Here is a 12,299-nt window from a genome sequence, read left to right on the forward strand (position 1 = left end):
GAATCAAGGACTGGTTGATCGCCAACGGTCACAAGACACTGAACGGTTCCCTTGATTGGAGTGTATCGAGCATTAGTGCCATTTTGCGTAATGAGAAATATATGGGGGATGTCATTTGGGAAAATCCTTTTCCTCCCCTCTCCGACCGAATATTCGTCATCAAAACACAGGCGATCGATCGATGTATCACATCCACAACCACCATGAAGGCATCGTCAGCCATGAGATGTTTCAAGAAGTCCAGGATTGCTTCCAAGAGGGGAAAAACAAAACGAGAATCGTTCATGAAAATGATGTCGATATCTCTCGTTTTGTTCGATCGAATTTGCTCAAGAAGTTCTTGTATCGCAAGACGGGATATACCGGTTCAAAGCAAAGGTCGGATCTATTGGCGAACGACTCCCTTCGTAATCCGCTGTACAAGCCCGTTCATGTGGAACACGCACTGAAAGTCGTCCTTGACGGCATCAACGCGCCGAGGGCGAAATTCAGCGAGATAGAGCCAAGATTTGACCTCTACGTCCAACACATCATGGAGACGAATGAACTGAAGCCAAAGATCGAAGAAAAGAAAAAAATGCTTGCTAAATGGAAAGTCGAGTATGATGAAATCCTAATGGCGGCATCAACGCAAAGTGCAGATCATACTTTGCTAATGGAGCTCGAAAAGAGAATCATTGAAGAAAGTATCGGCCTCGTTGAAATGGAAGATGAGTATGAAACCAAGTATGATTATGAAGAAAATGTCAGAAAGATTAAAAAGAAAATAGCCGAAGGCAAAGAGCCTTTGGCCAGTCTTGAAGATTATGATTTCAAGGCGATCTTTTGTAATATGGTGATACTTGATCATAACGAATTTGGTTTAATCGTCAACACCAGCAATAAAAAAATAGAACCAATAGATTTTGAAAATCCATATGTTTGCCCACCATTATTGAAGGGAACAACACGTTATAAAAAGAAAAGAATTGATTTGCAGAGTAAATGGGAATTATTGGTCATATAGTTATTTAGTGACTAAGTCATTGTCATAATATGCTATCAATATATAGGATCAATTCAGTGATATCAGAACAAGCATTTTTGTATGCGTATTTCATTTTCCTGTCGGGATAATTATTTGGTAATTTTTTCGATAACGATGAATCTTGTTTGGATCCATGAAGAGCGCGCCTTCTGATGGTGAATAATCCACACAATCTTTTCCTTCAATAAATATGACAATACATTTTCCCTTGTCTTTTTTCGAACTTGGAAAAATTATACCATCTAGTTTGTTCCCAGCCGAATCTAGAAAAACATGTCTAAAATACTCAGAAACGATTTGAGTAGGAATATACTCAATGTTATAATTTCCATCGATTTTCTTTGAGACATCTTCTGCAAATCGCGTCAAAAAAAGGTAGGGGGCTCTATATTTTCTCTTGTTCTCATCAAATACCGAAGGGACTTTATTCCTTTCGAGTCTTGATAAATTTAACACATATAGGGGTCGTAAAAGGGAAAATTCTGCGACTGACGCGCATTCAGCAGTCTCAGTATAGATTTCCTGTAAAACAGTTTCTACATCAAAAGCCCCATAAAAAACCGGAATTCCATCTGAACTCATTCTACTCGCTTTGGCAAATTGCGGTGGAGGAGAGGAAAAATCGGTCACTTTCGAAAGATTTTCTCCGATTTTGTGTACTCTTCCTCGATAAATTCGTACATATTTTGGATTCAATGGATGCACTAGGTTAAGTTCATTAATATATATCCCGATTTGATCCATAACATTCGCGGAGCAAGAGGAATAATCCTCTTCAACCTGATCTTCGACTTTATAAAAAACATACCTGACTTTATGTTTAACGAGATTGCAAAAGTTATCCCATGAGTATTCGGCTCTTTCTTCTTCCGTTCCCCAATAATAATCTTTTTTACACCAAACAATGGTATGATCTATAGAATCGATAATGTCGTTTTGCAAAACTTCGTTCTCGATATTTATTTCTTCAGAATAGACGTCCTTGATCAAATCCCAGGTATCGATAGTCTCACCTTGATATCCGCCTTCACCACTATCATAACCAAGGATATCGGCAGCATTTTGGTATTCTATAGAAATACCATCGAGGATTATTTCTGATAAATCCGACAAAAGAATAGAAGTCTTATTATGGCCACAGTAATCGCATTTATTGCGGGTACCGTGTTTTCTTATGTGGTTTTTTAATGCTGAATTTCCCACACAATCATGGCATACAAAGTTATAATTATTATTCATAATTTACTTTCGGTTGAGAAAAATCAACCTACTTCCACCTTTTGTACAATCAATATATTCTGGTCGAATCAGTCTGATAATGCCTGGATTGTTTTTTATATTGCGAGTCTACTCGCGATTTTCGAATACAAATCGGTAATCGAACACAAAATTCTATTATCTCCGTCTCATTCAAAAACATGAGTTGAAATCAGCTTTTGGATACTCACATTTCGCATGGTGAATGTACTCCTTATTGATGCACAATAGGTATATATGAGTTGTTAAAAAAGTGACGCGTCTTTTTTAAAAGCTATTCAACCTTTTATAAAACCTGCGGCTAATTCCTTAATGTTTCAATGAATTTGACACTTTCAATCATTTTCTGTTCTTGTGACAACTTCATTATTTCAATTTGCGCAGTGTCAAAAGTAATATATTGGGTGACTTCATCATAAGTGCTGAATGCCAATAGATTCAGTTTATCAATAATGTCATTGACATCGAACATGAATTCTCCGAAAAAAGCACTTAATAGTTGTTTTCGCAAATACAGTTTCTCAATTATCGATTCCGAGTCCACAATGTAACAAATTGATGAAATATAATGATTAAGGAAATAATTAATTTGAATTTGTTTCTGATCCTTTTTTAATTTTTGGAAAAGAATTTTGTATATGTTAATGTTGTTTGGTTTTGACTTGAACTTAAGTGGGTCTATATCGGTAGAGGTTTTTTTTGTAATACCGCTAACTTTGATTTCCCACTCACTAAGGTACTTTACTACTTTGCCATAAGAAAAAACATTCGCCTCAAGGTCTTCATTTGCGACATTCCATACCCCCTCAACTAGCCATTCAAGAATCTGCTCTGAATAAACTTGCAATACCTTTCTTAGATAAGACTTGCTAAATCTATTATTCTTTAATAATACATCTAAAATGATGCGAAAATGGTCTTCAAGAACAATACGAAGTCGGTTAATAAGATCATTAAAATATGAAATGAAGTCATCTCGAATTCCTTCTCCTTTGGGGTCGACCTCGGGTTGGATGATATCAGGCACAAGAGAAAGCAAATACATATAGAAGCCCGCGGTACCGTAAATGAAAAACGCAAATTCACGAGCATGGGTGTCGACATGAACACTCCCTAACGAAAAGTATAATTGAGTCAGTTGTTCTGGAGACAAAGTCCAAAAATCGAATAGCATCTTTTTGTCAACGAACTGTTTGGAATAAGGTGAAATGATAAAACCAAAATTTGGTGCAGCAATAGTGATACCTGTAAGAATTTTTCGAGCTAATAAAGGACCGTTTCTATTCATGATTTCAAAAACGGAGTATGAAGAGATAACCACTTTGCTTCCAAAGAATTTTTCAATTGTTTTTAATCGATTAAATGAAGGGTTCTTGTCAATTCCTAGAATGAAATATAATACAACTGTATCAAGTAGAATCATTCTGTCACTTCCTAAGTTCGGTTATAGAGAATTGGGATAATAGTTTATCTGATTGGTTTTCATGCATGCGATATCAGAGCCGGACACTCATCAATTTTCCCAAAATTCCCTCTTTTTGACAACGTCTATTTCTTGAATGACCGCTTACAAAAAAAAGACAACATGTTTCGTATTATTGCGCCTACACATAGATTAAATGAAGAACGCTTATATCTAAATATAGTATACGGTTTTGAAATGCATTGTCAATTAAGTTTCTTGAAACATATGATAGAAAGCAACTTCAAATCTCAATTGGTTAAGTATATATTTTTCCCCTATCGAAGATGTAGAAACACAACGACTATTTTCGATTCATAAAGAAGCCAGGAAAAACTATGAAAAAAACGTAATTTCCATCGAAATCATCGAAAATTACGCTTTTCAAATGTAAATAGGTGACAAAGGTTGCATATAGTCGACATAGTCCGCACTAACGGCTCAAGGTGCCTTGTACTATTCCCTACTATATGAAATTGGGAACACCTTTTCGGGATGTTCCCATCTTTCAGTTCTACGATCTCTTTTGCAGTGCATCTATATTGTACTGGCTTTATCGATCTCGAATCACGTTCAGTTGGTCGATCCGAATCCAATAGGGGGAATAGCCGCGATCGCCCGACATGAAGGATGTATAGAACAAGTAGATGCCGTCCTCGGAAACGTGGGCTCGTCCGTCTTCCTGGCTGGTATTGACTTGGGATCCGAGATTGACCGGTTCGGTGAAGGTGGAATCTTCGGTTCGATAACTGATGTACAAGTCGTGCGCCCCCAAGCCGCCCGCGCGGCTTGACATGAAGATGAGGAAGCTTTCATCGGGTGCGATCGCGGGATCGCCGTTGCCGTAGAGTCCCGTCCCCTGGTTTTCGATCGGGACCGGGGTTTCGTACACGCCCTCATGAAAGACCGAGACGTAGATCTGCGGGATGCCTAGACCGCCAATGGTTGACAGGGGGACGTAGAGATTCTTGTTCCCGGCGATCGCGAAGCTCCAGCCAAGCGACAGGCCCTCTGGAATCGGGATGTCAACCATCGCCGCGTTTCCCCATCCGGATTCGTTCCGCGTCGCCCGGTAGAGGCCAAATGCGATGCCGTCAAAGTTCATGAAGTACAATCCGTCGTCTCCCGGTATGAATGCCGGACAGTTCGTGTCGCCCTCGATGCCCTCGACTTCCAGCTTCGCCGCCGCCGTCCACAATCCGTCGACTTTCCGGGTGAACCAGATCTGGATCCGATCGGACGACACCAGATATTTCGACCAGTACATTTCGTTGCCGTCCGGAGAAAAGGTCGGTGCGGAATGCCAGAACCACGTGGCGTTCGCAACATATCCCGTCGGGTCAAAGCGAATGACGCGGTTGGTCGGCGGCGTTTCGCCGAGATAGTCGTATCGGCGATCGGTCGTCGATACCGTCGACAGGATGGTCGTCAAGGCGATTGTCGTCGTTTCCGCACTCGTGGACGGCGGAGCCGTCGTCACCGTCGTCACCGTCGTCGTCATGGCGGTGGGTACGGCGAGGCAGCCGGTCAGACAGGAACAGAAAACGGTGAGGATCCAGAGGACATGCGCTCTCATGATTGTCGATCTCCTTTGTGTTGATCTGCGGTCTTCATATGCGTCAGCTCAAGTAACCGTAGGTATCGATCAGCCATTGCTGCCATTCTTCGATCAATTCGGCCCAGGTGAGGGAGATTTCCGCCTCGATCGTGTTCTGATGGATGAAGATCCGATTCATGACCTTTTCTCCATACGTGATCCGGACGTAGTTCGGGACGGAAATCAGGGCTAAGCCGTTTTGAGTGCTGACGGTGAAATCCCCGCTCACGACGATCGACATGTCGCAGTACGTTGGGAAGTCGTCCGCCTGGGGATCCCGTCCCAGAAATCCGCGCATATCTTCGAGTCCATCCCAGTTGTACCGGATCATGGCTTCGAAGAAGCGCTGGTAGAACAAGCGCAAGAAGTAGGACGAGCTGTTTCCATAGTCCGCGATGGCTTCGTACTGCCAGTTGTATCCGACCGTGGGAGTGGTCAGGTAATGCAGGTACTCATGGTTGACAGGCCATACCGAAGCGCTGTACACGGTCGTGTGGGGGATGGAATAGTAGGCGATGGAACGTGCCGCGTCCTGCGTGGCCTTCTCGTCGCACAGAACGATGCTCAGGGGTCGATAGACGCGTTCGGGATCCCGATAGACGAGATCCGCCGCGGCCATGTCGTCTTCGATTCGCGAGAAGGCTTCGATCAGGTGGGCGTAGTCCGACTTGAAGTAGTCGATTTCCATCATGTCCATGCTGGCCTCGCTGTAGACGTTCAGCAGATAGTACGTCGCATGCTCGGTGGAAGCGAGGATGGGCGCGGTCATTCCGCCATAGGCGAAACGAATCGGCGTTTCCCGTGCGGTCACGCGGGTCGCGCTGCCGATCGATGACAGCCAGTCGTTCATGATCCCGACGGCTTCCGCATCGAACTGAGACGGAGCGGCGTCCTGGAGACGAATCATGTCGGCCACCGAGGAGATCCCGCGGTCATCGATCAGGCCGTTCACAAGGATGCACGCAACCGCCTTGACGAAGGGAAGGGCATCGCCGACGTAGGATGAAACGAAGCAGGGGTAGGTCAGATCGAGATATTCCTGATTGCCCGATCCTTCGGTGAACTCGACGACGTCGTGAATCGAAATGTCGGGAACGTCCGTCTCCCAGCCCAATTCGGCCGCGATACGATTGCTCAACCCATAGAGCCACCCGTAGTTGCTGTAGTCGCCGAAGGAGGACTGCAGCGTGATCAGGACCTGCATGTAGGTCCCGGCATCTTCGAGGATGAAGAAGGCTTTGCGGCCGGCGCTGTCCGAACGCGAGGGAACATCCTCGAAGATGTAGTTCCCGACCTGACGGTCCGGAGGAATCCGGCTTGTTTCCAGAAACGACATGAGCGTTTCCTGATAGGCGACGAACTCGTTGCGATCGCCGGTCGCGATGTGATCGGAGAAGAAGTATACGACACCTTCTTCCACGCATGTCATGAAATTGAGTTGCGGCAGGTACCCCGCCATGCGCGGCTCGCGCACAAAGACGATGTCCGGCGAATAGACGCACGCGTCGCCGGTCGTGACGACCGCGTCGGTCGTCGTGCTCGTTGCCGGTGTCGTCGTGGATGACGAAGTGACCGTCGGTGCCGTCGTGCCCGTCGTTGAGGGCGAGGTTCCCGTCGTCATCGTCGTGCTCGTCGACGACGAAGCGACCGTCGGCGTCGTCGCGGACGAATGCAAGACGCAGCCGGACAAGAACAGCATCGTGAGGATCGACGGAACCGTCAGGCAGATGAGTCGTCGGATTCGCATGACCCTCATGAGTTCCTTCCCCCGCCTCCGAAATACGTCTGGCCGAGATATTCGAGCCAAGATCCCCAGAACTCCCCTTCCGAACAATGAAACAGCGTTCCGAGCGCTTCGGGTGCCCGCAGAAACGCCTGCAGTCCTTCGACGCCGTATCGGGCGACGATGAACCGAATGACCGTACAGGCCATTTCATACCCTCTTTCTCGGCGGAACGCACCATAATCGGTGGGGACCCGATAGACTGAATAGGGATCGAGCCGATCCTTCTCGATTTCCATCGCCTTCCTGATGGCGTCGTCGGTCAGCCAGCGGGCTTCGTAGACCGCCACGCCTTCAATCAGCCAGAAGGGGGCGTAGGGATTCACGAAGTGCATCAGAAGCTGCGTCAGCACGTGGAGCGCGGCCTTCTCCGGGGAAGAGTTCCCGAACGTCTCCTCCGGGGCGACATGCAGGATTTCCCAGAACCATCCGGCCGTCATCCAGTCCGGCCCATGCTCGTATCCCAGCGCGGACTGCATCACCTTGAACGACGAATGCACATAGACCATGTGCTTCTCCGCGGGCCGGAAAGACAGATCGCCAGAGATTCTCGAATAGTTCGATTCCAGGGATTCCGCCAGGCGGACGATGAACGTTTTTGATTCACCGCCGGAAAATCGGAAATGTTCCGTCTCATGGACCACGAAGTCGCCGTAGATCTTCGCAAACAACGATTTCGTCTCGCTGCGGACGTATTCCATTTCCGTCACCAGGGGATAATAGAAGAAGGCGTTCTTCACGGTATAAAAGCCGATGATCTTCTTGGCCACGAGCCGGGACAGCAGGGTTTTGACGGTCGCCGTGCTCCATGAGTTCGAGGCCGGCAGGTTCGCGATGATTTCTCGCGAACCGAGCGGCGATCTGTTCAGCAAGACCCGCAGCAGGACCCATTCCGAATTGGTGATTCCCGTCGTCTTCATCGGCGCCCTCCATAACGTTTACATTTGTAAACATTTATAGTATACTCCGGTCGTTCCGCATTGTCAACGCCGGATTTCGGTTTTCTCAGTCAACGCAGTGATCGGAATCAAGCGCCGTCCCGCCATCGAGAAGGATGTTACCCATGACAGGACCGCGTTCCGAGCGAGGAAAGCGAGGGATACTTGCGCAAGCTCGGCCATGCGGCCACCGACGACGATTCCCGTTGGCAAGTCCGTGCCAACGCCATCGCGATCGGCGGATCCATGATGATCCCTTGCGGAATCAAAAAAAAGCGTACTTTCCGAAGACTACGTCGAAAGTACGCTGATCTGGGATCGTTGTGAATGACGGACGGCGGGCATCCTCGAATCCGTTCATCCGATGGGTCGGGACGGGCGGCGGATGTGGAAAAGACGTTTCCGTGCACATGGCGCAAGTGGATCCGCGTTGCGCACGGAAGGATTGGGCATTCTTCGCGTTCTTCCATGCCGAACCCAAGGGGAAGAACGATCCGGGATTCGGCACTCCCGGCCTCCACAGAAGGACGATCGTCGGCGGATCGCCGATCTGTCGAACCGTCCGACGGCGAATCAGGACGATTTGTTCAGTCGACAGGCCGCTGAATGAAATTCAGTTGAAACGAGACGGTGCTTCCCTGGATCATCGCGCGTTCCTCTTCGGTCGACGGCATCCTGAGTCGAATCGTGACCGTGACGTTCGCCTGGGAAGAAACACCCGTTTCGACCTCGTGTTCGAACAAAAGCATGTCGTTCACATTCTCGTAGGTCGCGTTGGCGTTTCGGATCGTGACGTTCACGAGCTGGACCTCGAACTCATGTCCTTCTTCGAGGGCGACCGAGTAGCGGTAGCTGACCTCATTCACGTCGTTTCTTCCAAGAACGGCGCCGACCGGGACGAGGCGCTTCCCGGACGGAGCGGAGAGCTTGACGACTTGGGATGCGTAGGAATAGGCGACGGCATCGTTCCATTGCAGACCGGAGTCGTTCTCCAGCCAGTACTGATAGGTCAGATGGGTAGAGATGATGACGAAAAGGAAAACAAAAAAAGACACGAATAACTGTCGCATTGTGATCACTCCAACGTAAAAAATGTTTTGGAACGGCAACTGGCTATCCCTGAGGGACCCTATAGCTTTCCGTCGCCGGATTGCTCCGGTTTTGGCTTTATCAAACCAAGCCATTCATACATGGATGAAATGCACCAGTATGGCTAGTCTTTGATAACCCGATTATAGCATGTTTGGGAGAATTTGCAATAACCTGACGAAAATCCCGAATCATCGGCCTTTCTTTCGCGAAACGGGGGCGAGACGACGAAAAAACCACTCCGTGAATCGGAGTGGTCGTTGAAACGAAATTCCTTGAGGCGGATCAGCGGATCAGGTACAGCCTTCCCGTCCCGTCCTGCGCCCACAGGTCGTTTTCCGCGCCGAACGAAGCGGCGAACGTGTTCCACCACGCAACGCCGGGCATCGTCGATGCGTTGACGAGGGTGGCGGCGATTCCTCGCAGCGTGACATCCGGCGTGTAGATGATCGTTCCGGTGACCGATCGAAACGCCACCTTGGAATAATAGGTTCTCAGGAGCGTCTGCGAACCGCTCGAGGTTCCGATCGCGGTCCCGACATAACTTCGGTTCGCATTGGTCTGCGGGAACAGGCTCCCCGTGAAGAACGCGTCGGTCAACGACACGTTGGCGCTCGTCGATTGATTCTGACCGATGAATCCGCCCAGGTACCGGTTGGAATACCGCAGGTTGTACGTGCTGGACGTTTCCAGGGTATTCCTCGAGGTCATCTCCACGACGGCTCTTGAGATGGAGCATTTCGCCCCGCTGGCGACGCGGCCGACGATTCCCCCCGTATAGGACGAGGTCGGGTAGGAAAACACCTCGCCCTGCAGGTCGACGTCGGAGACCAGGACCTGGGCGCCGCTCGTGCCGATCGTGCCGATCAGGCCGCCGGCGTACGAGCTCTTGTTGAAGACCTTCAGGTTCGTCGTCTTGACGTCGTTCAGATGCACGACGGTGGAAGACGTGGTGACGCTGCCGATCAAGCCGCCGGCGCCGGCGGAACTGGTTCCGCGCACCCCGGAATCCACGACGGTGATGTCGGAAAGGGTGTTGGTCAGTCCGTAGACGTTGCCGGCGATCAACCCCGCCCGCAGGGAGGTTCCGCCGAGGGCGGTGGTTCCCAGGGTCAAGTACACGTTGGACAACGTGAGATTGTAGACGGATCCGCCGTACATCCGCGGGAAGATGCCGAAATACAGGTAGGAACCCGAGTTGCAGGAGATCGTCAGATTGCTGATCGTCTTCCCGTTGCCGTCGAGCGTGCCGCGGAAGACGACCGCGTTGTTGGTGCTGTTGTAGGTCCAGGTGAAGCCGGTGAAGTCGAGGTCGTTGAACAGGTAGTATCGATCGGTGGACGCGCTGTTGGTCTTCGTCGCGAAATTGTAGAATTCCTGCGGCGTGGTGATGGCGATGCCCCAGTCGCCGATGTTGACGTCGGTGTTCTGGGCGTTGATCGTGTTGTCCCAATACGAATATCCGATCATCCAGGTCGACGAAAAGCACAAGAAAACGACAATCGACAAAGCGATTCTGACGCCTGATCGTCTATTCATGATGCCGTTCGCCTCCTTCTCTTCATCGTTTCGCCGGCGGTTCGGGATGGTTCCGCCGCGTGAACAGCGAGCGGATGACCCGTGGCTATGCGGCGGTGTCTTCGTCCGGCTTTTCCGGCGTTTCCGATTCGATCAGCTTTTTCACCGGTTGCGGACCCCTGAAATAGGAAAAGAGCGCGTAGATGATGAGAACGTCAAGGATGATGACGACTCGGCCGATGGTCGATTGGGCGAACATCAGGATCGGTCCGATCTTCGGAATCGTTCCCACCCGGATGCCGACGATGTCGGAATCCGTCAGAATCCACGGATCGATGTCCTCGCTGACTTCCGGTTTGGTTCGATACGCCCTGCCATCATCGGTCGTCGTCACCGATTGGAGGTAATGGACCACCACATGTCTGTGCCCGTCCCCGGTGATGTCCGCGTAGAAGGCGATGATCTGCCCCGGTTCCAAGTCCTCGTATGCGACGTCGGTGTCGATGATGACGATGTCCCCCACGTTGATCACGGGTTCCATGCTGTCGGTGACGATCACGTAGGGATCGTACTTCGCGATGAACGGGACGTGGTTGAAAACGACGTAACCGATGGCGATGATGACGGCGACGCCGAGAACGAATCGGACGAATCCGACGACCTTCCCGTTCTTGAGGAGAGGACGTCTTTTCTTCTCTTTATTCAAGTTGACCACCAAAGAGTCATCCGGGAGGGGTACCCTCGCGGATGACTTCCTTTTTTCAGGTTGGAAAACCGCGAACGATTCGCCCGCGAATCAGGCGATGGAGGCGGTGAAGGTCAGGTCGAAGGTGATCGCCTGGTTCTTGATCACGTTGTAGATCGCGACCGTGGCGGGTTGATCCAGCGTGACCGTGACGGTGACCAGAACGTTGGCATCGTTGACGGTCGCGGACGCCAGGGAGATGTCGATGTTGACGAGATCGGCGTTCACGGTGGATCCGCCGATCTGGATGTTCGAGGCGACGACATCGAGGTCGAGGGCGGCCAACGCGGCTTCGTCGAGTTTCACGTTATAGGTCAGGACGATGGATGAAACGTCGTTGGCCTTCATGACGACGCCGGCGGGAACCAGCACCTTGCCGACGGGAGCGGTCGCGACCGCGGACACCTGGAGCGTCACGCCGTTGCCGATGTTGAGTTCTTCGGCCTGCTGCTGCTGCAGATTGTCCCAATAGGCGAACGCCAGACCGGTGCCACCGAGCAACAAAGCGACGATCAAAACTGCCAGCATCTTTTTCTTGAACATTTCTAGAATCCTCCGTTTTATCTTTTTTATTTTTCATGCCGCTTCCTTCCGAAAGCAACAAAAAAAGCCAGTTCGGGTAAATGATGGCAACTGGCTATCCCGGAGGGACCCTATAGCTTTCCGTCATCAGATTGCTCCGATTTTGGCTTTCGCATATCGCAGTGTTCTGTATGGGGAGATGATTTCTAAAGAAAAGGCCATCATCTCTCGAAGAGATCATGGCAACTGGCTACCATCCGTCGGAAGGCCCTATAGCTTTGCGTCACTGACTTTCGCCAGTTTTGCTATTTTCGTATATATTCTATGACTTTTCATCATCGATGTCAAGAGAAATATGAAT

10 protein-coding genes and 3 riboswitches are annotated in these 12,299 nt (G+C 49.7%); of the genes, 1 reads left to right on the forward strand and 9 read right to left on the reverse strand.

Annotated features, from left to right (window positions below):
* Positions 1–181: 181 nt before the first annotated feature.
* Complete coding sequence (locus WC509_00115) at positions 182–1,006, forward strand: hypothetical protein (protein ID MFA5005861.1); 825 nt, start codon at positions 182–184, stop codon at positions 1,004–1,006.
* 90 nt (positions 1,007–1,096) lie between these two features.
* Here the strand turns inward: WC509_00115 and WC509_00120 are convergent, their stop codons facing one another.
* From WC509_00120 to WC509_00160, 9 genes are all read right to left on the reverse strand, one after another.
* The gene (locus WC509_00120; GenBank protein ID MFA5005862.1) at positions 1,097–2,266 is read right to left on the reverse strand and encodes a HEPN-associated N-terminal domain-containing protein; all 1,170 of its coding nucleotides are present in this window, start codon (positions 2,264–2,266) and stop codon (positions 1,097–1,099) included.
* Positions 2,267–2,585: 319 nt separating this feature from the next.
* On the reverse strand, positions 2,586–3,707 hold the full coding sequence (locus WC509_00125) for a hypothetical protein (protein MFA5005863.1): 1,122 nt from the start codon (positions 3,705–3,707) through the stop codon (positions 2,586–2,588).
* Positions 3,708–4,299: 592 nt separating this feature from the next.
* On the reverse strand, positions 4,300–5,322 hold the full coding sequence (locus tag WC509_00130; GenBank protein MFA5005864.1) for a hypothetical protein: 1,023 nt from the start codon (positions 5,320–5,322) through the stop codon (positions 4,300–4,302).
* Between the two features lie 43 nt (positions 5,323–5,365).
* The gene (locus tag WC509_00135; GenBank protein MFA5005865.1) at positions 5,366–7,099 is read right to left on the reverse strand and encodes a hypothetical protein; all 1,734 of its coding nucleotides are present in this window, start codon (positions 7,097–7,099) and stop codon (positions 5,366–5,368) included.
* Positions 7,096–8,046 (reverse strand): BlaI/MecI/CopY family transcriptional regulator, encoded by a 951-nt coding sequence (locus WC509_00140; GenBank protein ID MFA5005866.1) that lies wholly within the window; start codon positions 8,044–8,046, stop codon positions 7,096–7,098. The genes WC509_00135 and WC509_00140 overlap by 4 nt, the downstream gene beginning before the upstream one ends.
* 605 nt (positions 8,047–8,651) lie before the next feature.
* Positions 8,652–9,134 (reverse strand): hypothetical protein, encoded by a 483-nt coding sequence (locus tag WC509_00145; protein ID MFA5005867.1) that lies wholly within the window; start codon positions 9,132–9,134, stop codon positions 8,652–8,654.
* A gap of 31 nt (positions 9,135–9,165) precedes the next feature.
* A riboswitch (cyclic di-GMP riboswitch) is annotated at positions 9,166–9,240 on the reverse strand.
* A gap of 198 nt (positions 9,241–9,438) precedes the next feature.
* Positions 9,439–10,692: a hypothetical protein gene (locus tag WC509_00150; GenBank protein MFA5005868.1), complete on the reverse strand. Its 1,254-nt coding sequence runs from the start codon at positions 10,690–10,692 to the stop codon at positions 9,439–9,441.
* 85 nt (positions 10,693–10,777) lie between these two features.
* Positions 10,778–11,377, reverse strand: a complete 600-nt coding sequence (locus tag WC509_00155) for a signal peptidase I (GenBank protein ID MFA5005869.1) — start codon at positions 11,375–11,377, stop codon at positions 10,778–10,780.
* A gap of 90 nt (positions 11,378–11,467) precedes the next feature.
* Entirely contained in the window at positions 11,468–11,959 is a 492-nt protein-coding gene (locus WC509_00160; protein MFA5005870.1) for a hypothetical protein, read from the reverse strand.
* Between the two features lie 82 nt (positions 11,960–12,041).
* A riboswitch (cyclic di-GMP riboswitch) is annotated at positions 12,042–12,116 on the reverse strand.
* Positions 12,117–12,176: 60 nt separating this feature from the next.
* A riboswitch (cyclic di-GMP riboswitch) is annotated at positions 12,177–12,255 on the reverse strand.
* Between the last annotated feature and the right edge of the window lie 44 nt (positions 12,256–12,299).

The organism is Candidatus Izemoplasmatales bacterium (assembly GCA_041649275.1).
In the GTDB taxonomy this organism is placed as follows: Bacteria; Bacillota_I; Bacilli_A; order Izemoplasmatales; family Hujiaoplasmataceae; genus UBA12489.

Excerpts from the sequence above, each read along its gene's own strand:
- WC509_00140 (MFA5005866.1), bottom strand. The coding sequence starts at position 8,046 with ATGAAGACGACGGGAATCACCAATTCGGAATGGGTCCTGCTGCGGGTC.
- WC509_00160 (MFA5005870.1), bottom strand. The coding sequence starts at position 11,959 with ATGTTCAAGAAAAAGATGCTGGCAGTTTTGATCGTCGCTTTGTTGCTC.
- WC509_00150 (MFA5005868.1), bottom strand. The coding sequence starts at position 10,692 with ATGAATAGACGATCAGGCGTCAGAATCGCTTTGTCGATTGTCGTTTTC.
- WC509_00120 (MFA5005862.1), bottom strand. The coding sequence starts at position 2,266 with ATGAATAATAATTATAACTTTGTATGCCATGATTGTGTGGGAAATTCA.
- WC509_00115 (MFA5005861.1), top strand. The coding sequence starts at position 182 with ATGTATCACATCCACAACCACCATGAAGGCATCGTCAGCCATGAGATG.
- WC509_00130 (MFA5005864.1), bottom strand. The coding sequence starts at position 5,322 with ATGAGAGCGCATGTCCTCTGGATCCTCACCGTTTTCTGTTCCTGTCTG.
- WC509_00125 (MFA5005863.1), bottom strand. The coding sequence starts at position 3,707 with ATGATTCTACTTGATACAGTTGTATTATATTTCATTCTAGGAATTGAC.
- WC509_00135 (MFA5005865.1), bottom strand. The coding sequence starts at position 7,099 with ATGAGGGTCATGCGAATCCGACGACTCATCTGCCTGACGGTTCCGTCG.
- WC509_00145 (MFA5005867.1), bottom strand. The coding sequence starts at position 9,134 with ATGCGACAGTTATTCGTGTCTTTTTTTGTTTTCCTTTTCGTCATCATC.